This window comes from Bartonella sp. CL162QHHD (assembly GCF_042195435.1).
GTDB lineage: Bacteria > Pseudomonadota > Alphaproteobacteria > Rhizobiales > Rhizobiaceae > Bartonella.
In genome coordinates, this window is record NZ_JBHIOG010000065.1 from 17,144 (window position 1) to 35,239 (window position 18,096).

Genomic DNA, 18,096 nt, shown 5'->3' on the forward strand with positions numbered 1-18,096 from the left:
CTCTTCGAAGGTATTCGGTCTGCCTTTAAGGGGTTTGATCTCAAGAAGCAAGCTTTGTTCATTTTCTCAATAAACGCGGGGCTTATCTCATGGTTTTGGAGCTTTTACGAGCGGGCATAAAAGTTTGAGAGGCGGGTGGGGCTCATAAAACAAACAAATAAAGACTGTTTTTAAATTTTATTGCTAATTTCATGAAATTACTTTATTGGTAAGAGAATGTTTTGGTCGTCTACGCAGCGATCAACAGGGAATGAAAGACCCTAAACTTGAGACACGTATTTATCCAGCTTTATGGATATCCCGGATTTCCGGGAGCTTTTGTTATGTCCAGGTGCTCTCTAGCACTAAAAGCAAAAGGCTGAGTCAAGTTTCAGCTCTTTCAACTCCCGGAATACCAATGCGAGGGCGCTCGCAACCGGCAGGGGAGCTTGAAGTGAAAGCTAAAAATCCACACTTTAACGACATTTCGATAGGCAGAAAAATTCGCTTTAAAAGAACAATGATCGGAATGTCGCAAAAGCAATTAGGCAGTCAGTTAGGTGTGACTTTTCAACAAATCCAAAAATATGAAAAAGGCTCTAATCGTATAGGAGCTGGGCGTTTACAAGAAATTGCCGATATTCTCAATGTTCCTATTTCTTTTTTTTACGCTGATCTCTCAACAAAAGAAAATGCTTTGTATCCTTGTGATGAAAGGATTTCAAGTAAAGAAGAGCATATCCTTTTGAAAAGTTTTAGAGAGCTTAAACCTAAAAAGCAGAAGGCAATTTTGTGTTTGATTGTCTCATGAGATAAAAACACTGTTTTAAATTTTATTGCTGGTCTCCAGAAATTATTTTATGAACAAGCACCAGGGTTCTCGTCGTACAGTGTGGTTGAATGGTGGAACCCAAAGCCTGAAAATCCAAGATGAAACATTAGCCTGCTTTATAAGTATCGCGAGATTCCGGGAGTTTTTGCCATGTCCAAGTGCGCTCTAGCACTAAAAGCAAAAAAGCTGACTGAACTCAGTGTTTTTGACTCCCGGAATACGCATAAGAGGCGCTCGCAACCGGTAGGGGAGCTTGAAGTGAAAGCTAAAAATCCACACTTTAACGACATTTCGATAGGCAGAAAAATTCGCTTTAAAAGAACAATGATCGGAATGTCGCAAAAGCAATTAGGCAGTCAGTTAGGTGTGACTTTTCAACAAATCCAAAAATATGAAAAAGGCTCTAATCGTATAGGGGGCGGGGCGTTTACAAGAAATTGCCGATATTCTCAATGTTCCTATTGCCTTTTTTTACGCTGATCTCTCAACAAAAGAAAATGCTTTGTATTACTGTGATGAAAGAATCGGAAGTAAAGAAGAGCATATCCTTTTGAAAAGTTTTAGAGAGCTCAAACCTAAAAAGCAGAAAGCAATTTTAAGATTAAATTTTCGTTAGAATCAAAAAAAAAATTAAAGAGGCTCTTGCTAAATAATAAATTATTATATAAAGCTTTTTCTAGAGAAGGGGGTTAACCTTTCTCCTCCCCCCCCCGCAGAAATGTCCGAATAAAACCTCCTTCTCATCATTTTAAAAATCACGAAAATTTTTATCCTTTATCTTTTATCCTTTTAAAAAGAGTGACTTATTTGTGCTAGAAAAGTTGCTGTATTAGGCAAATTGGAGGGCGGGGTGTTTTTAGGATTTGGGAAGGGCTTGAAAAATCATCTTGCCAAATAGAGTTCTCAAAAGGAAATCTTGGAGAGCAATCATCCAAAGGGCGCACAGTGGAGAGCGATCATCAAAGGGGCGGCTTTAAAAGAAGCTACCAAAAATCCGGAACTTCAGGCTTTAAATGAGGACCAATCCGTACCGCTGAGACCTTTTCTGCTAAACCGGTGCGATCTGAAATCTCAACCGCTAAACCACAAAGGGTGGCGGGACCACACGCCGGTTCAAAACGGTCTTGCTTCGTCTTATAAAGAAAACGGTGTAAGGGTTCTTCTTTATCCATTCCAAGAGAGGAGTTATAATCTCCACACATGCCTGCATCTGTTAAATAGGCGCTCCCACCTTCTAAGATCTGCGCGTCAGCCGTGGGAATGTGCGTATGTGTGCCAACGATAACACTCACACGACCATCCAGAAAATGGCCTAAACATTGCTTCTCGCTTGTCGTTTCTGCGTGAAAGTCAAAAATAATCGTATCGGCTTGCTCCATCAACGAACAGGCAAGAAGAATATTTTCCGCTGTTTCAAATGGATCTTCTACTTTGCACGGCATAAAAACGTTGCCCAACAGATTGGCGACAAGAACACGGGCGCCATTTTTTGCCGTAAAAACACCAGCACCTTTTCCGGGAGTTTCTTTCGAAAAATTGGCAGGGCGTAAAAAACGATCACTCTCATGGGCATACTGCAATGCTTCTTTGTGAGAAAAAGCATGATTGCCCGTGGTGACAACATCAACACCGGTCATCAAAAGATCTTGATATGTCTCTTGCTTAAGACCAAAACCACCAGAGGCATTTTCACCATTTACCACAACAAAATCAAGCTGCCATTTCTCAATCAGTTGAGGAAGGTGTTCAAAAACAGCTTTACAGCCTGTGCTACCAACAATGTCACCTAAAAATAAAAAACGCATAGGCGCTTTAATCACACTTTAACATTTTAAGAAACCTTTTTCTGTAAAAATTCCTTGTACTTGTAGATCATGTTCTGCTGCGGGAATAGAGAAAACCTCCTGACATGAAAACCCTATGCCCCATAATGTCATTTGATGCCCTTGTTTTTCAAGAGCTTCAACCGCACGGTCATAGTATCCTCCTCCATAGCCAAGACGGTGACAGTGACGATCAAACGCAGAAAGCGGAACAATAATATTATTGGGGACAACAACCTCATTGTCGGCACTGGGACCAAAGGTGCCAAAACGCATGGGCTCTAAAATCGTGCTGGGCGAAAATGCACGGAAAATCATGGTGGTGGAATCAAGCACTGCTGGTAAGGCTAAACGTCCACCGCGTAATGCTACAGCATCCAGTAAAGGACGCGGGTCAATTTCCGATTTAATGGGCCAATAGCCTGCTAAAATGAGGCGTGAAAAATCGGTTCCCTTCTTTTCAAGGTATTCAATAAAGTGGCAACAAGCACGCTGCGAAAAGAGTGCGCGCTCTTCTGTTAAAAGAGCATCACGACGCGATAAACCGCTTTTGCGTTGCTGTGTGCGAAGAGATGAAGCAGATTCACAGAGGGGATTATTTGTCATTGTCTCGTCAATTGTTTTATAAGATGCTGGTATTTTATCCATTGTTGGCGTTTTGTAAATCTCTGTTAGGACAAGAGCTGTGCTCATGAAAAAAAGCATGAAAAAAGTGTGTGCTCTTTATAGGGGGTATCTTGGTGCAACAAGCCGCTCTTGCGCTGCTTGCGTGCGAAGGGGTGAAGCAGATTCACAGAGGGGATTTTGTGTCATTGTCTCGTCAATTGTTTTATAAGATGCTGATATTTTATCCATTGTTGGCGTTTTGTAAATCTCTGTATGGACAAGAGCTGTGCTCATGAAAAAAGCATGAAAAAAAGTGTGTGCTCTTTATAGGGGGTATCTTGGTGCAACAAGCCGCTCTTGCGCTGCTTGCGTGCGAAGGGGTGAAGCAGATTCACAGAGGGGATTTTGTGTCATTGTCTCGTCAATTGTTTTATAAGATGCTGATATTTTATCCATTGTTGGCGTTTTGTAAATCTCTGTTAGGACAAGAGCTGTGCTCATGAAAAAAAGCATCAAAAAAAGCGTGTGCTCTTTATAGGGGGCATCTTGGTGCGATAAACCGCTCTTGCGCTGCTTGCGTGCGAAGGGATGAAGCAGATTCACAGAGGGGCGGTTGTGTAATTGTCTCGTCAATTGTTTTATAAGATGCTGATATTTTATCCATTGTTGGCGTTTTGTAAATCCCTGTTAGGACAAGAGCTGTGCTCATGAAAAAAAGCATGAAAAAAAGTGTGTGCTCTTTATAGGGGGTATCTTGGTGCGATAAACCGCTTTTGCGCTGCTTGCGTGCGAAGGGGTGAAGCAGATTCACAGAGGGGATTTTGTGTCATTGTCTCGTCATTTGTTTTAATAAGATGCTGGCCTTTTATCCATTGTTGGCGTTTTGTAAATCTCTGTATGGACAAGAGCTGTGCTCATGAAAAAAGCATGAAAAAAAGTGTGTGCTCTTTATAGGGGGTATCTTGGTGCGATAAACCGCTTTTGCGCTGCTTGCGTGCGAAGGGGTGAAGCAGATTCACAGAGGGGATTTTGTGTCATTGTCTCGTCAATTGTTTTAATAAGATGCTGGCATTTTATCCATTGTTGGCGTTTTGTAAATCTCTGTATGGACAAGAGCTGTGCTCATGAAAAAAGCATGAAAAAAAGTGTGTGCTCTTTATAGGGGGTATCTTGGTGCAACAAGCCGCTCTTGCGTTGCTTGCGTGCGAAGGGATGAAGCAGATTCACAGAGGGGATTATTTTGTCAGTGCTGTCTGTTTTATAAAATAAAGCCCCTCGTCATTTTTATTTCTTGAAAAGAGAGTATCGTCATTGGTCTTATGTAAAAGGACGCTCTCAATTTTAGCTGGAAAAATTTTTATGCAAAAAAGTTATACAAATAAAGGGTGATCCACAACAGCCGATGGAAAAAGCTGATCCCGGGAACCTATACAAATAGGTGGGCGCCATATGAAAAAGCCCACGGGCTTGATCAGGGACAGCTCCCTTGGAGATCATTAAGGTCTCAGGAATACGTTATTTCCTGTCGAGAAGCGCAGAACACCCTCCTTAATATAAAACAATTTCAGAGTTTCTGCTAGAGATAAAATAACCTCGCTCTCTTCTTTTTCATAAAGTATTTCAGGAGAGATTGATGATATTGTCGGTGGTTGCTCGAAATGGCTGTATGATGGATGGCTTATTCAAAGTAAAAAAGCAAAAATATGAGTGGGGGTGGGTGTTTGAGTGACGTAGAACGGTTTATTGGCAATGGCTTGACTGGCTCTTTTGGGACAATGCTTGATTTTTATGTTTCGCGGGAATACTTGGAGGAGCTTTGAAGGGAATATTTCTTATTCAAGGATGTTTGTTCAATTGATATTGCTTCTTTGAAGTTTTTGCCTCGTGGGGAGTATTTTAGGGCTGTTTTATCAACTTTGAGGGCAAATTGTGAACGCTTTTCGTTTCTATGATTTTCTAAGTGTAAAAAGGTATCTCCAATCATGGGGTGAAGGCTATGAGAGTGTTCGTGAAGAGCGAAATATAGTAAAAGATAAATATTTTTTGTCTTTAGAATGAAGCAAACACAATAAAGAGGTGATAAAATCTAAAAAGGGAGGAAACATGAGACTTATCAACTTTAGAAAATTATATACTTTTACTTTCAAGGCGACAATTAAAGAACCTGTTAAGCCCTATATGGTTTCAATTGTTAATGTTGAAGATCTAACAGATATCACTGTTTTTACAATAAACGATGGTGATCCTGTTAGACTTTTTTTAGAATTTGTGAAAAAAATAGAAAACAGTACAAGATTTTATGCTTATAACCTAAACTATGATTATGCTATTATTCGATCTTGGTGTCATTTTAATCAAAATGATCTTATAACACCTAAATTTTATGATTTTATCTCGCAAAATGCTAGAGTTCTTAGATCGGAACTTGCATTTCAATCAAATAAATCAAAAAGAGTTTATCTATTCGATTCATTAGAGTTATTTTTAGTTCCTTTGCAAGACATAATAACAGCTTTTACCGATTTAAAACAAAGTGAATCTTCTCTCTTTGAGTGCATTGATGATGTTATTATTCATCAAAATGATATCGATTGCTGTGTGAATGAAAGCAAGGGATTAGCCATTGCTCTCAAAAAAAGACTCCAATGGGGAAGAAATAAAATGACTTTTGCAGCTGATGCTAAAGCTGTATGGTCAGAAAAAATGTTTAAAAAATTTACAAAAATTAAAGCAGAAACATATTTATTCCCATCTTTAGAAGAAGGTGATGATTATATTTTTAGAAAAGCAAATGACGGTGGTTTTTGTTTTTTTAATAGATATATGGGTAAATTCATAAATAAAGAAATTGAAATTTATGATGTCAATAGTATGGGCCCTGCTATGATGTTAAAACAATTACCTATAGGGGCACCTCTTTATAAAAAAGGTAAAATTGAAACTAATGACTTACACCCTCTAGGTCTTCAAAGATTTTATATAAATTCAGCAGAATTAAGAGAAAACAAAATACCTATTTTAAATAATAACACACAATCATCATCTGGGGGTGTTGAATATTTACAAATTTTATCTGAACACGAATGTGAACATAAAAAAATATTCATGTTAACATTACAAGAATTTGAATTGTTTAAACAATCTTATCACTACCAAAATTTGGAATTATTAGATGGTTATCTCTTTCAAGCAAGAGATGACCTTTTTACTGATTATATTGATGAATTTTTTGAATTGAAAAATTCTTCAGATAAAACAATCAGCAGAATAGGAAAAATGTTTCTTAATTCATTATGTGGAAAAATGGCTGAACGTCCTCATAGAATTAAAAGATATATCGAATTTGAAAATGATGTTCTTAGATTTATTTGGGGTGAAACAATATTCCAAAAATGTGGTTATTTGCCAATTTCTTTATTTGCTGGAAGCTATGCTCGTATGTTTTTAATTGAGTCTATTTACAAAATTGGACTTGAAAATTTTATCTATTGTGACACTGATAGTATCCATTGTTTCAAAACTGAAAATGCTAAAAAATTAGATATTCATCCCTCTAAAATAGGGGCTTGGAAATTAGAAAATAAAAAGAAAATTATAGCAGCTAAATATTTAGCTCGTCGTCGGTATTGTTTGCAATTTGAAGATAATACTTTTCAAGCAGTTTGCCCATATATACCTTCTGACAAATTAACGCCTCATATCAAGTCATTGGATGATTTTCAACTTGGTAAAAGCGTTAAAATGACAGATTTTAAAATGGGTGTTGGTGGTCTATACCCAATAGAAAGATTTGTTCCAATTTAAAGGAAAATAGGAAAGTGACTATACTGGGAGATGAAAACGTGCATAGAAAGTCGTGATGGTATCAAATTTTATCCTGTTATGGCGTAACATACTGTTATTTACTGGCAATATAAGGTTGCTATCCTTGATAGGTTCAATGTTTTTATGTGTGTGGTCAATGTCCTTAAGTTTAAGAAAATCCCATATGTGGGAAACCAAGTGAAGTCTACTAGAATTCGGATTGTTTACAGTCCGAAGTGGGTTAAGAGACTTCGTGCTTTAAGGTGTGGGGAGGATATGCATTGGCAATCGCTTGATTTTTATGTTTCGGGGGGAATGTTTCGGGGAGCTTTGAAGGGGAAATATTTCTTATTCAAGAATGTTTGTTTAACTGACGTTGCGTCTTTGAAGTTTTTTCCTTGTAGGGAATATTTCAGTGCTGTTTTATCAACTTTGAGGGGGGGAGAGAGCCGATACGGTATGTGCTGCTATGGTTTTATAAAAATAAAAAAAAGACGATGACTATTTATCAGAGGGGCTAAGCGATGTTTTAAGCTTTTTTCAAAAAATATTTTTTGAGGATCGTGTTTTATCATCTTTTTATCCATGATGGAGGGATAGTGAAAAAAAGAGGCGGTGTGAAGAGAACGCAGGCGTGCAGCGTTTTTTTGCTATGAGAGAAATTCTGAAGGAAGTATATTGGAAGTGTTTGGACCCTGCCTTCAATACAAAAAAGGTCCAAATTCAAAAAAGACATTGTCAATTGCTTGGGGGGGGAAAATTTCTTGGGATGGTGTTTGATGGCGTGTGCAGGGACTGAGTTTATTGAGTGGAATGTGAAGCAGGCTGGCGTCTTATCTAAGTTTGAAAGGATGCCGTAAAGTGTCTTGTTCTTGAATGGTTTTAAAGAGCTTGGGGTGATTGTTCGTCTAACAGAGCTTGCACGCGCTTTTGAATCCTGCGCATTTGTGGATAGTAATCCAATGCTGTTTCATAAGCTTTAAGAGCAAGTTTTGGACGCTCCGTTGCTTCCATGACAACGCCAAGTTCAAAAAAAGCACTATAATTGCGCGGCTCAAGTTCAAGAGCATGGTTGAGATCAAGCAGGGCAAGCTTGAAATCGTTCAGTTGAATGTGAATCCAAGCACGCCTTACCCAAGCTTCAGAATGAGTAGGTAAAAGTGCAAGAGCATTGTCAATATAATCAAGCGCAAGTCCATAATCATCGCTGTTGAGTGCATTTTCAGCCCATGACATTAAAAGATCAATCGTCTCACTCCCCGATTGGGACCATAAATGTTGAAGTTGTTGACTGATCTTTTTCGCTTTAGCAACATCAGCACAATATTTCAATTCTTTGAGTAAACGTGAAATTTCTGCTTCTTTGCGTTGCTTAACTCTGTCAACATGGGAAAGCTGCTCTTTGTCAAGATCTTCAAGAATAACCGCCGAGGAATCAGAATCGGAGGGCGTTGAGGAAGGGGGAGGAGAATTGGGAATAAGATCATCTAACGGTAAAAGCGATTGTGGAGAAGGCCGATCTTCAGGAAGAGAAGGAGGATTTTGCCCATAGCTCGAGGGAACAAAACAAAAAACGCCAACAAAAAAAAGAAAAAACGCGCGCTGAAAAATACAGAAAAAACGCAGCTGAAAAAATCGAAAGGCTTTTAAAAAAATAAAAGAATCCATAAAAACAAGCCCCCAAAAGATAAATCACCAAATATTATCAAATACTAGACTTGTAATCAACGGACTTATAACCAAAAAAACGCAAGAAAAAACTTTTAAGCCTACAATAAAAGTAGGCATAAAAACATTGACCTTAAAGAAATTAGCCCTAAAAGAATTAGCCCTGACGTGCTCTAAAACGTGGGTTCGTTTTATTAAGAATATAAACACGACCCTTACGACGCACCAAACGATTGTTACGGTGGCGCTCTTTTAGTGCTTTAAGCGAATTTTTAATTTTCATCATATTCACCGTTTAAATAGTTTACGTAACACAATACTATAATACTATAATACAACACTAAAATATAATACCACAACCCCAATAGACTGCTTACTCTATGAGCATTGCATTGCGATATCGTACTTGCATTATAACATCACACGATACACTTTTTCACTGTGATCACAAAAAGAAAAGCGCACTCTTAAGGTACGCACTAACCACTTCATTAGCACAACGATAAGTGAAAATTGCAAAAAAGTAGGAGAGATCTAGCAAGAAGTCTTATTCTTGTCAAGGGTATATCCCTTACAAATTCCTTAGGGTGTGTTAATGGTTGCCTTGAAGGTAAAAATTTTCTCGTAAAAAAAGGACACAAAAAAGCACAAAGAGTGGAAAAAAGTAAAAGCCTTTTCAGCTTTAAACAAATAAGCTCTGTTAGGGAGTGTTGAAAGATCAGGAGCGCTGTTGAGCCGTTGGATTGTTGAAGTTGGTGTGGTTTTTTTGTCGTTAAGGGCAAGGGGGGCTTCTTAAAACGCAAGAGGCTTGTTTGTGGGGGCGCGTGAAGCCCTGTCAGGTACGTGCGCCGGCTGAAATGCTTGAAGTTGGGGGGAAAGAGGGGGAGGCGTTGGATTGTTGATTGGTGTGGTTTTTTTGTCGTTAAGGGCAAGGGGGGCTTCTTAAAACGCAAGAGGCTTGTTTGTGGGGGCTCGTGAAGCCCTGTCAGGTACGTGCGCCGGCTGAAATGCTTGAAGTTGGGGGGAAAGAGGGGGAGGCGTTGGATTGTTGATTGGTGTGGTTTTTTGTCGTTAAGGGCAAGGGGGGGCTTCTTAAAACGCAAGGGGCTTGTTTGTTGCGGGCTCGTGAAGCCCTGTCAGGTGCGTGCGCCGGCTGAAATGCTTAACGTGGGGGGAAGAGGGGGCGCCGTTGGATTGTTGAAGTGGTGTGGTTTTTTGTCGTTAAGGGCAAGGGGGGCTTCTTAAAACGCAAGGGGCTTGTTTGTGGGGGCTTGTGAAGCCCTGTCAGGTGCGTGCGCCGGCTGAAAGGCTTAACGTGGGGGGAAGAGGGGGCGCCGTTGGATTGTTGATTTGGTGTGGTTTTTTTGTCGTTAAGGGCAAGGGGGGCTTCTTAAAACGCAAGGGGCTTGTTTGTGGGGGCTTGTGAAGCCCTGTCAGGTGCGTGCGCCGGCTGAAATGCTTAAAGTGGGGGAAGAGGGGGCGCCGTTGGATTGTTGATTTGGTGTGGTTTTTTTGTCGTTAAGGGCAAGGGGGGGGCTTCTTAAAACGCAAGAGGCTTGTTTTTGGGGGCTCGTGAAGCCCTGTCAGGTACGTGCGCCGGCTGAAATGCTTGAAGTGGGGGAAGAGGGGGCGCCGTTGGAATTGTTTCTTGTATTTGTGTACGCCGTGCCTATAGTTTCAAACGTCCCCTTATGAAAAATCTCATACCCTCAATATGGGCCTTCAATAACTGGGAATCACATTAAATACGTCTAGAAATATGAAAATAAGAATTATGGTATTTTAATACCACGTTTTTCACGATTTTTTTTATTTATTAATTTCTTTATTCCATTTTTGAATTGCTAAGTTTAGTCCTGTAAGCGCTTTACGGTACAGTTTTCGATATTTAATGGTAGAATAAACAAGCCAAACGGATAATGTTATTATTGCACAACCGCCAAGGATCCCTAGAATGCGTCCTAATATTATAGCTTCAGTCATTTTCTCTCCTTATTGTATTTTGATTAGCAACCGCTTCGTCTAGTTGTTTCATTACTTTTTTCAGTTTCTTCTTTACTATGATCCGTAGCACCAAAAAGATTGGTATCGAACCGTACAGAATTAATGCGCATATCAGCCCGATTGCAGTTGCTACATTCATCTGAGGTTTATCCGCACTGCCTAATATTGAGAGGAAAATGTATAAACAGACGCTTATAAAAATTATGAATATAAACTCTCTCAGTGAAACAACACCAGCCTTTAATGTTTCCTTAACTTCTTTTTGGATATCGAGGACTAAGTCCCATTGAGAAGATGTATCATTTTGTTCTTTTGGTGATGCATTTGATAGGTTTGGTTTTGTCATGTTGATATTCGTTTGTTTCTTGAGGGTTTTGTCTTTTGATAAAGCGAATAACTCAGTTTCTCAGACTATGTTTATGAAATAAAAAAAGATTTCTGTACTTGTTATAATTATAATACGAATGACTTGCTACGTCTGTAGCGCATCTTCCCTTTATTATTATGAGGCATGTACAATTTTTCGTGCCGCTGTATAAAAGATTCGTTTTGTGAGTACAATTATATTTTATCACTAAACTACAGGCGAAGAGGCATTTAATATTGAAGTGTTTAGCCGGTTGAATTTACTTAAGAAAAGCTTGATTGTTGACAGATCGGCACAGGAATCTTCGTCCTTGAGCGCGGTTAGGCGCTCAAATTTGAATAACGTAATTTTATAGGGGAAAGAACGAAGGCGATAGACATAACGAAGGTGACAAATATTACAGATATTAAAGTGAGTGATATTTTAAACGGTTGTTGTTTTAGAGTGTAAGCTAAATTTACGGTTTTCTTTCGGTGTGTAGTTGTATGTTTATCTGCTATTTTAAGCTTTATTGCGAAATGAAATAAGGAGAGACGCTTCAAGCTCTAGAAAATACGACACAGGTAATATCGCCTTATGAGGGGAGAGAGGATATTGCTATGATGGATAAGCTTAGTACTGTAATTATATCTTTGACATGAAACTCAAGGGGTGGTGCGGAGCGGCGCTTGGCACTTTTGTGAAAGAATGAACACAAGAAGGGAGACTAGAGGCAATGAGAACGCATTGTTAGAATGCTCTCTATAGGCTGCAAGAGGTAAGTTTATCCTCTAAAGGTTGGAATTAAAAGGCCTAAAGATTGGCATTAAAAGAAAAATGAAGGGGCTGCGTATGTTATGGGGGAATATTTATGCGGTGGAAGGTGGAGGGGTGATGAACTTGGGGGTTGGTGGATTGTTTTTAGTCGTGGGGGGACTTTTTTGAGAAAAGGAGGAGGAGCTGTTGGATTGTTGATTGGTGTGGTTTTGTATCTTTGAGGGTGGGGGCATGGAAGAGAAGGAGCTTGTAGGAGGGCTTCACGCCCTGTCAGGGCGAATTAAAAGGTTAGGGGCGCTGTTGAAGCCGCGGGATATCGGTGTGGGGTGAAGCTTTTGTTATGGGGGAATATTTATGCGGTGGAAGGTGGAGGGGTGATGAACTTGGGGGCTGGTGAATTGCTTTTAGTCGTGGGGGGACTTTTTTGAGAAAAGGAGGAGGAGCTGTTGGATTGTTGATTGATGTGGTTTTGTATCTTTGAGGGTGGGGGCATGGAAGAGAAGGAGCTTGTAGGAGGGCTTCACGCCCTGTCAGGGGCGAATTAAAAGGTTAGGGGCGCTGTTGAAGCCGCGGGATATCGGTGTGGGGTGAAGCTTTTGTTTTTTCAGTTCATTGGGAGATAGTGTGAAAAAGCATTTGTATGTATGTGGGCTTAAGATTTGTTGGCTGGTCCCAATAATTGGATGACGTGCCCCATTTTGCGGTGGGGGTGAACAGTGCTTTTGCCATATAAATGGATCGAGGTGTGCTCTTGCTTTAGAAAATATTTTAACGTGCTAAAATTGTTACCAAGAAGATTGGTCATTTGGCAATCGCTATGGCGATAGGGACTGCCTAAGGGAAGTCCGCAAATAGCACGGATATGCTGTTCAAATTGTGAAGTTATGCATGCCTTTTGTGTCCAATGACCAGAATTATGGACACGCGGCGCTAATTCATTCACTAAAAGATGACCATCCGTTAAGACAAAAAACTCAATACAAAGAACACCAACATAATCGAGGGCATCCATGACTGTTAAGCTGATTTCTTGAGCTGCTTTTTGCACGTCAAGTGGAATATGGGATGGAACAAAGGATTTATGAAGAATTCCGTGTTTGTGTTGGTTTTCAGGGCAATCATAAAAAATATGTTCCCCTTGTTTTGTGCGGGCAGAAAGAACCGAAATTTCCGATAAAAAAGGAACTATTTCTTCCAAAATACAAGGCTGTTCCTGAAAAGTCCTTAAGGCTTCGTCAAGGGTTTGTTCATTGGGGTGATCAAGCTTGATCTGGTTTTTGCCGTCATAACCAAAACGACGCGTCTTTAAAAGACCACGTCCGCCTAAAGTATCAAGAGCGGAAAGAAGAGAAGAAGAATTGTCAATAGCGTGCCATGACGCGGTGCCAATCCCTTGATCACGCAAAAATTGCTTCTCAAAAAGTCGATCTTGCGTGATCTCTAATGCTTTGGAAGAAGGATAAACAGGCTTACTCTTTTCTACATATTGAACCGTTTGAAGAGAAAGATTTTCAAATTCATAGCTGACAACATCACATTGAGAAATAAAATGATCTAAAGCTGATGTATCGTCATAGGAGGAAACAATATGGTTGTTTGCTGTTTGAGCGGCTGGGCAATCGGCTTCAGGGCAAAAAATAACGGTTCGAAATCCTAATTCTGCGGCCGCTATGGCGAGCATCCGTGCTAATTGTCCGCCCCCGATTAAACCAATGACGCTGCCTGGAGGTAACATGGCTGAGGGAGTGGCGTTGGAGGAGAGAGTAGTGTTGGCTGAGGGAGTGGCGTTGGCTGAGGGGGCGTTGGAGGAGAGGGTGGCGTTGGCTGAAGGGGTGACGTTGGAGGAGAGGGTGGCGTTGGCTGAAGGGGTGGCGTTGGAGGAGAGAGTAGTGTTGGCTGAGGGGGCGGCGTTGGCTGAGGGAGTGCTGTTGGAGGAGAGAGTGGTGTTGGCTGAGGGAGTGGTGTTGGAGGAGAGGGTGGCGTTGGCTGAAGGGGTGGCGTTGGCTGAAGGGGCGGTGTTGGAGGAGAGAGTAGTGTTGGCTGAGGGGGCGTTGAAAAACGGTGCCATTTTAAACCTCCGTTACAGGCGTTTGGGCGACATTGGCTGTTTGTTGTTGACGCCAATCTTCTAATCGTTGGGCGAGATCATGGTCATAAACGGCCATAACGGCTGCGGCTAAAAGTGCTGCATTAATTGCGCCTGCTTTGCCAATTGCTAATGTGCCAACGGGTATCCCTGCTGGCATTTGCACGATTGAAAGCAAAGAATCTTGACCAGAAAGAGAATGAGAATGCACTGGAACGCCAAAAACAGGAAGAGGAGTAAGGGCTGCTAACATACCTGGAAGATGCGCTGCACCCCCCGCTCCGGCAATTAAAACTTTAAACCCTGCTTCTTTTGCTTCTTTTGCAAATTGATAAAGGCGTTCAGGAGTTCGGTGTGCTGAGACAATATGCGAACTATGAGAAATACCAAGACTCGTCAAAATATCTGCACTATGGCACATCGTTTGCCAATCCGATTGGCTCCCCATTAAAATCGCGACATCACATGATTTTTTCATCATTCACTATCCTTTTCAAAGGTTCAATGCGATTCTTTATCATTATTTTTTTAAAGTTTTATATTCTCTTTGCAAAGCCAATTGATGACAGAGAAACAGTTATTTTTCAAATAAGGTGGAAAGCTAAAAATTTAAAGGGGGAGACCAAGAGATGAAAAACTAAAGTATTGAAGGCATGAAGCACTTCTTTTTTTGGGGGGAGATGAATTTTGAGGAGAGGTGTTAAGGGGTGGTGTTGGATCCATGAGGCTGTTAAGCTTGCGGCATTGTAAAAGGGAAAAATATATTGGGAAAAATACATTGATTATAAGTTTTTTAAAAAAATGTCTTACTTTTTATTTGCTAAAATAAACAAGATCACCATATGATATAAAATCTGTTGCAATTTGAAACATTGCTTATGAGAAAAAGAGATTTTTATGGCGAAAATGCGTTGCAAAGTGAGGATATTCTTTTGAGAAATAAAGATATTCTTTTGAGAAATAAAGAGATGTATATCTCTCGATTTCAAAGCCTATTTATTTTGTTGTTCAAGTGATTCTTTTGTGAGTGGGGGGATATAATCTTTATAATTGTCAATATATATTTAACAATGGCTGATATTAAGGGGAAGCGAATAATCAACGCTTTTGTGCTTTTAACGCTTTTGTTGAGATCTGTTTCTTAGCGATTATATCGTTTTTCCCTTAAATATAATGGCAATATCAATCGCGAATGACGAATTGTGAATAATAAATCCATGGTCTCTTTTTTGCCCAATTTTGTAATATGGTGAACGCTGAAATAAATAAGAGTTAAACAACGGATGTAAAGGAGATTTAAAAGCTATGTTTCTTCCATTTTTAATCGCTTTAGGTACTGCTGTAACGACTATGTGTGGTAAAAAAAATATAAGTTATGCTTTGTGGGCAATTTTATTCGTTGTCATTCTTCTCACTTTCAATCATCACGCAACTTCTACTTTAAATTTATCTTTTTGAGAGAATAGCCATGGAACATGTTGAACAAAAAAACCCTCACTTCGTCATCTTTATGAATACGCTAGGACTCTTTGGGTTATCCATTGTCTTGGTGGTGGCTTTTTATTATCAATTGGTAAAGTTTGAGTTACCTTGTCCCCTTTGTTTGCTGCAGCGCGTTGGATTGATACTGGCAGGTTGTGGGTTCTTGCTCAATATTCACCATAAGGTGAAAAATACCCATTATGGTATGGTTATTCTCGGTTGTATGGTAACCAGTGCTGTGGCAGCACGACAAGTGTTTTTGCATATCACACCCGATGATTTAGGATACGGTTCAACGTTTTTTGGATTGCATTTTTATACTTGGGCTTTCATTATTTCTGTCCTTTGTATCTTTGCTGTCTCATTTGTCATGATTTTAGGCGAATTGGCACACAAGTTCAAAGAATTTTCTCCTTTTCCAGTCTTGAGTAAAGCAGCAAGTTTCTTATTTGTATTTTTGATTGCGGCAAATTTGATTTCTACCATACTGGAATGTGGTGGTGGGCAATGTGCCGATGATCCTGTAAGGTATGAGTTGTTATCAAGTTGGTTCCCTTCATAGTTTCGAATTTGTTTAATAATCCCTCATCGTAATTTTTATTGTTAAAGAGGCGGAATATTTAAAAATCCGCTTCTTTTTTATTTATTGGGAAGACATTTTAGCAAGATTGTTCGATAATCTGATCTTTTATACTAACGCTGGTTTTTATGAGCGCTGGCGATTGATATTTTTTTAGCGAAGACTTGTACTGTGCACCTTTTATGCTGTCTTTTGAGAGAGATGAAGGGATTGATTGGCTTGGAGGCGTTTGTAGAGAAGCCCCGGACTGCTGAGCCACGTGGGTTAAGAAGCCTCGTTTTTTTAGAGCATTAACGATAAAAAATTTTTGTTCTTGATTTTTCGTAACATTGTGTTAAATAAGTTTTTGTATTCATTTTGGTGCTTCTAAAGTGTTTTTATTGCTTCTAGAGGGATTAATTTAAAATTTTGAAAGTTATGTGAATAATTTTCTGCAGAGGTTTGTTTATTAGAGGCAAACCTTTTTTTTATCTAACTTTTAGATGTTTTCTTTCAGTGTGAAGCCTTTTTTGAGAAAAAGGTAAGCGTCTTGATGATGCCTCTTTTTTTATTAATATATTGATTTATAATGATAAATAACCATTTTTAACGTGAAGCACTTCGCTGAATATAATAAAAATTTCTCATCACCAGTTCTCTTATATTAAATCAATTAAAATTACTTGCTTGTACATCATAAGCGGGGGGCATGTGGGGCAAAACTGTACAAGAAAGGCATGCCTTTAATGAAGAGTCTCTTGAACCGAAGGCTGTCTGCAACATTGGGAGCTGGCAGAGTTTTTGTGATGATGCCAGCCTCGTTTTTCCATAAGCGTAAACTTGTTTCTCCATAAGCGTAAAGATAAGGGGGCTGAATGGATTTTATACACTTCATGGGGGCTTTAACCATTCCTTTACGGGCGGCGTTTTGCAAAATGGGTGTGACGAGCGTTGAGAGATCTTTCTTTAAAATAAGCGTGTGAATATGCAACGCAAGTCTATTCCTTTTGGTGCGTTTTGTATTACGAAAAAATATTGACTTATAAGGATAAGTTATCGTTGCGAATGTTGAATGAGAAAAACGAAAAGCTTCTCTCATCTCAAACTTTCTTATAGTCAATTAATTAAATGTACTCTTCTACGTTACAAAAAAGCACTGGATGTAAATAAAAATTCTTTTAAAAGTCGTAAAATGCTTTTTATGAACCCTTTTGATGGCTAGAATTTGTCGAAAAATTTTATGCTGGTCAATACAAATAATAGGGCAGTTTATATCTATGATTTAAGTGAAAATAGGGGGGATTTAGATGAAAAGGGAGGCGAGATTTTAATGACAGTTGTTGAATACGTTATTGTGTAATGCATTTTTTACAGATTTTCTGCTTTCTGTAAATACGTAAAAGCGTAAAAACGGAAATATGTAAAAAAGGAAGCTGGGACTTTATGCGTGGTGTATGATTTTATCATGGCATGGAATGTGGAGAGAAGATTGGGGTGTGGGGATGAAGAGGTGGGGGTGTTGATGGGAGAGGAGAGAGGGGGTGGGGTGAAGAGTCTTATGAAGGGAGGGGGAGTTGGGATGAAGAGGTGGGGGTGTTGAGGAGAGAGGGTGTGGGGGTGAAGAGGTGGGTTGTGTTGATGGGAGAGGAGAGAGGGTGTGGGGGTGAAGAGGTGGGTTGTGTTGACCAGAGAGGAGAGAGGGTGTGGGGAAAGTTGCTTTTGAAGTGAGATTGACCGGTGCTTTGTGTGATCTTACTTTAGGATAGCGAAGGGGCAAGAATATTTTAAAATAGGACGTATCTGTCGCGTTTGATGCAACATCATTCTTTGTGGTGTTGTGATCTGAAGTGCTTGGGGGAGATTGGCTAGGCAAGAAGCTGTATTGTTGACAAACCTATGTTTACAAAGTGGTGCGAGGGGAATTTGAAAGTTTCATTTGGCTGCTTTCTGTAAATGTGGAGAAGCATCAAAACGTTGATCCGTAAAATGTAAAATGATGCGGAGGATTTATGCTTTGTGTGCGCTTTTGCTTAATCAGAAATCAACCATAAGATTGCTTTTTGTTTTTTCGGCTGGAGCTCTCTAAAATTTTTCAAAAGTGAATGTTCTTTTTCGCTGTATGTTTCTTGA

19 protein-coding genes, 1 other RNA gene and 2 pseudogenes are annotated in these 18,096 nt (G+C 39.6%); 8 read left to right on the forward strand and 14 right to left on the reverse strand.

Features of this window, described 5'->3' with window-relative positions:
- The first annotated feature begins 397 nt into the window (after positions 1-397).
- A complete protein-coding gene (locus tag ACFILD_RS07575) occupies positions 398-790 on the forward strand; it encodes a helix-turn-helix domain-containing protein (protein WP_375664969.1) in 393 nt (130 codons plus the stop codon).
- 171 nt (positions 791-961) lie between these two features.
- Positions 962-1,427, forward strand: a pseudogene (locus ACFILD_RS07580) (helix-turn-helix domain-containing protein).
- 367 nt (positions 1,428-1,794) lie between these two features.
- Here the strand turns inward: ACFILD_RS07580 and ACFILD_RS07585 are convergent.
- The 6 genes from ACFILD_RS07585 to ssrS form a co-directional block, all read right to left on the reverse strand.
- A complete protein-coding gene (locus tag ACFILD_RS07585; RefSeq protein ID WP_273790841.1) occupies positions 1,795-2,616 on the reverse strand; it encodes a TIGR00282 family metallophosphoesterase in 822 nt (273 codons plus the stop codon).
- 18 nt (positions 2,617-2,634) lie between these two features.
- Entirely contained in the window at positions 2,635-3,240 is a 606-nt protein-coding gene (locus tag ACFILD_RS07590) for a 5-formyltetrahydrofolate cyclo-ligase (RefSeq protein ID WP_375637716.1), read from the reverse strand.
- A gap of 117 nt (positions 3,241-3,357) precedes the next feature.
- The gene (locus tag ACFILD_RS07595) at positions 3,358-3,534 is read right to left on the reverse strand and encodes a hypothetical protein (RefSeq protein ID WP_375664971.1); all 177 of its coding nucleotides are present in this window, start codon (positions 3,532-3,534) and stop codon (positions 3,358-3,360) included.
- Between the two features lie 30 nt (positions 3,535-3,564).
- On the reverse strand, positions 3,565-3,741 hold the full coding sequence (locus ACFILD_RS07600; protein ID WP_375664974.1) for a hypothetical protein: 177 nt from the start codon (positions 3,739-3,741) through the stop codon (positions 3,565-3,567).
- A gap of 31 nt (positions 3,742-3,772) precedes the next feature.
- The gene (locus ACFILD_RS07605) at positions 3,773-3,949 is read right to left on the reverse strand and encodes a hypothetical protein (RefSeq protein ID WP_375664976.1); all 177 of its coding nucleotides are present in this window, start codon (positions 3,947-3,949) and stop codon (positions 3,773-3,775) included.
- Positions 3,950-4,623: 674 nt separating this feature from the next.
- Positions 4,624-4,784, reverse strand: a non-coding RNA gene (ssrS, locus tag ACFILD_RS07610) — 6S RNA.
- A 559-nt stretch (positions 4,785-5,343) separates the two neighbouring features.
- Between ssrS and ACFILD_RS07615 the strand changes: the two genes are divergently transcribed.
- The gene (locus ACFILD_RS07615; protein ID WP_375654331.1) at positions 5,344-7,044 is read left to right on the forward strand and encodes a DNA polymerase; all 1,701 of its coding nucleotides are present in this window, start codon (positions 5,344-5,346) and stop codon (positions 7,042-7,044) included.
- 882 nt (positions 7,045-7,926) lie between these two features.
- On the opposite strand, the gene ACFILD_RS07620 is transcribed toward ACFILD_RS07615, so the two are convergent.
- Together ACFILD_RS07620 and ykgO are read right to left on the reverse strand one after the other, a co-directional pair.
- On the reverse strand, positions 7,927-8,712 hold the full coding sequence (locus ACFILD_RS07620) for a tetratricopeptide repeat protein (protein WP_375631458.1): 786 nt from the start codon (positions 8,710-8,712) through the stop codon (positions 7,927-7,929).
- Between the two features lie 157 nt (positions 8,713-8,869).
- Positions 8,870-8,995 carry a type B 50S ribosomal protein L36 gene (gene ykgO, locus ACFILD_RS07625; protein WP_004863016.1) on the reverse strand — a complete coding sequence of 42 codons (126 nt, stop codon included), beginning with the start codon at positions 8,993-8,995 and terminating at the stop codon, positions 8,870-8,872.
- A 978-nt stretch (positions 8,996-9,973) separates the two neighbouring features.
- Between ykgO and ACFILD_RS07630 the strand changes: the two genes are divergently transcribed.
- A complete protein-coding gene (locus ACFILD_RS07630; protein ID WP_375664978.1) occupies positions 9,974-10,138 on the forward strand; it encodes a hypothetical protein in 165 nt (54 codons plus the stop codon).
- Positions 10,139-10,521: 383 nt separating this feature from the next.
- On the opposite strand, the gene ACFILD_RS07635 is transcribed toward ACFILD_RS07630, so the two are convergent.
- Both ACFILD_RS07635 and ACFILD_RS07640 read right to left on the reverse strand, forming a co-directional pair.
- Positions 10,522-10,695 carry a hypothetical protein gene (locus tag ACFILD_RS07635; protein ID WP_375637692.1) on the reverse strand — a complete coding sequence of 58 codons (174 nt, stop codon included), beginning with the start codon at positions 10,693-10,695 and terminating at the stop codon, positions 10,522-10,524.
- A complete protein-coding gene (locus ACFILD_RS07640) occupies positions 10,688-11,062 on the reverse strand; it encodes a hypothetical protein (RefSeq protein WP_273790838.1) in 375 nt (124 codons plus the stop codon). The genes ACFILD_RS07635 and ACFILD_RS07640 overlap by 8 nt, the downstream gene beginning before the upstream one ends.
- Before the next feature lie 857 nt (positions 11,063-11,919).
- Between ACFILD_RS07640 and ACFILD_RS07645 the strand changes: the two genes are divergently transcribed.
- Positions 11,920-12,060, forward strand: coding sequence for a hypothetical protein (locus tag ACFILD_RS07645; RefSeq protein WP_273790837.1), 141 nt, complete (start codon positions 11,920-11,922; stop codon positions 12,058-12,060).
- Positions 12,061-12,491: 431 nt separating this feature from the next.
- On the opposite strand, the gene ACFILD_RS07650 is transcribed toward ACFILD_RS07645, so the two are convergent.
- The gene (locus ACFILD_RS07650) at positions 12,492-13,574 is read right to left on the reverse strand and encodes a 5-(carboxyamino)imidazole ribonucleotide synthase (protein ID WP_375631461.1); all 1,083 of its coding nucleotides are present in this window, start codon (positions 13,572-13,574) and stop codon (positions 12,492-12,494) included.
- On the opposite strand from ACFILD_RS07650, the gene ACFILD_RS07655 reads away from it, so the two are divergent.
- The gene (locus ACFILD_RS07655; protein WP_375657481.1) at positions 13,573-13,971 is read left to right on the forward strand and encodes a hypothetical protein; all 399 of its coding nucleotides are present in this window, start codon (positions 13,573-13,575) and stop codon (positions 13,969-13,971) included. The genes ACFILD_RS07650 and ACFILD_RS07655 overlap by 2 nt on opposite strands.
- On the opposite strand, the gene purE is transcribed toward ACFILD_RS07655, so the two are convergent.
- Positions 13,909-14,406: a 5-(carboxyamino)imidazole ribonucleotide mutase gene (gene purE, locus ACFILD_RS07660; protein WP_273790836.1), complete on the reverse strand. Its 498-nt coding sequence runs from the start codon at positions 14,404-14,406 to the stop codon at positions 13,909-13,911. The two genes, ACFILD_RS07655 and purE, sit on opposite strands and share 63 nt — an antisense overlap.
- An 824-nt stretch (positions 14,407-15,230) precedes the next feature.
- On the opposite strand from purE, the gene ACFILD_RS07665 reads away from it, so the two are divergent.
- Complete coding sequence (locus tag ACFILD_RS07665; protein ID WP_273790835.1) at positions 15,231-15,383, forward strand: DUF5993 family protein; 153 nt, start codon at positions 15,231-15,233, stop codon at positions 15,381-15,383.
- A gap of 10 nt (positions 15,384-15,393) precedes the next feature.
- Complete coding sequence (locus tag ACFILD_RS07670; RefSeq protein ID WP_375631463.1) at positions 15,394-15,969, forward strand: disulfide bond formation protein B; 576 nt, start codon at positions 15,394-15,396, stop codon at positions 15,967-15,969.
- Positions 15,970-16,660: 691 nt separating this feature from the next.
- Here ACFILD_RS07670 and ACFILD_RS07675 read toward each other — a convergent pair.
- Both ACFILD_RS07675 and ACFILD_RS07680 read right to left on the reverse strand, forming a co-directional pair.
- Positions 16,661-17,065 (reverse strand): hypothetical protein, encoded by a 405-nt coding sequence (locus ACFILD_RS07675; RefSeq protein WP_375664981.1) that lies wholly within the window; start codon positions 17,063-17,065, stop codon positions 16,661-16,663.
- Positions 17,066-17,996: 931 nt separating this feature from the next.
- Positions 17,997-18,096: pseudogene (locus ACFILD_RS07680) on the reverse strand (transcriptional regulator); the annotation flags it as partial.

Excerpts from the sequence above, each read along its gene's own strand:
- ACFILD_RS07575 (WP_375664969.1), top strand. The coding sequence starts at position 398 with ATGCGAGGGCGCTCGCAACCGGCAGGGGAGCTTGAAGTGAAAGCTAAA.
- ACFILD_RS07585 (WP_273790841.1), bottom strand. The coding sequence starts at position 2,616 with ATGCGTTTTTTATTTTTAGGTGACATTGTTGGTAGCACAGGCTGTAAA.
- ACFILD_RS07590 (WP_375637716.1), bottom strand. The coding sequence starts at position 3,240 with ATGACAAATAATCCCCTCTGTGAATCTGCTTCATCTCTTCGCACACAG.
- ACFILD_RS07595 (WP_375664971.1), bottom strand. The coding sequence starts at position 3,534 with ATGAGCACAGCTCTTGTCCATACAGAGATTTACAAAACGCCAACAATG.
- ACFILD_RS07600 (WP_375664974.1), bottom strand. The coding sequence starts at position 3,741 with ATGAGCACAGCTCTTGTCCTAACAGAGATTTACAAAACGCCAACAATG.
- ACFILD_RS07605 (WP_375664976.1), bottom strand. The coding sequence starts at position 3,949 with ATGAGCACAGCTCTTGTCCTAACAGGGATTTACAAAACGCCAACAATG.
- ACFILD_RS07615 (WP_375654331.1), top strand. The coding sequence starts at position 5,344 with ATGAGACTTATCAACTTTAGAAAATTATATACTTTTACTTTCAAGGCG.
- ACFILD_RS07620 (WP_375631458.1), bottom strand. The coding sequence starts at position 8,712 with ATGGATTCTTTTATTTTTTTAAAAGCCTTTCGATTTTTTCAGCTGCGT.
- ykgO (WP_004863016.1), bottom strand. The coding sequence starts at position 8,995 with ATGAAAATTAAAAATTCGCTTAAAGCACTAAAAGAGCGCCACCGTAAC.
- ACFILD_RS07635 (WP_375637692.1), bottom strand. The coding sequence starts at position 10,695 with ATGACTGAAGCTATAATATTAGGACGCATTCTAGGGATCCTTGGCGGT.
- ACFILD_RS07640 (WP_273790838.1), bottom strand. The coding sequence starts at position 11,062 with ATGACAAAACCAAACCTATCAAATGCATCACCAAAAGAACAAAATGAT.
- ACFILD_RS07645 (WP_273790837.1), top strand. The coding sequence starts at position 11,920 with ATGGGGGAATATTTATGCGGTGGAAGGTGGAGGGGTGATGAACTTGGG.
- ACFILD_RS07655 (WP_375657481.1), top strand. The coding sequence starts at position 13,573 with ATGGCTGAGGGAGTGGCGTTGGAGGAGAGAGTAGTGTTGGCTGAGGGA.
- ACFILD_RS07650 (WP_375631461.1), bottom strand. The coding sequence starts at position 13,574 with ATGTTACCTCCAGGCAGCGTCATTGGTTTAATCGGGGGCGGACAATTA.
- purE (WP_273790836.1), bottom strand. The coding sequence starts at position 14,406 with ATGATGAAAAAATCATGTGATGTCGCGATTTTAATGGGGAGCCAATCG.
- ACFILD_RS07665 (WP_273790835.1), top strand. The coding sequence starts at position 15,231 with ATGTTTCTTCCATTTTTAATCGCTTTAGGTACTGCTGTAACGACTATG.
- ACFILD_RS07670 (WP_375631463.1), top strand. The coding sequence starts at position 15,394 with ATGGAACATGTTGAACAAAAAAACCCTCACTTCGTCATCTTTATGAAT.
- ACFILD_RS07675 (WP_375664981.1), bottom strand. The coding sequence starts at position 17,065 with ATGAGAGAAGCTTTTCGTTTTTCTCATTCAACATTCGCAACGATAACT.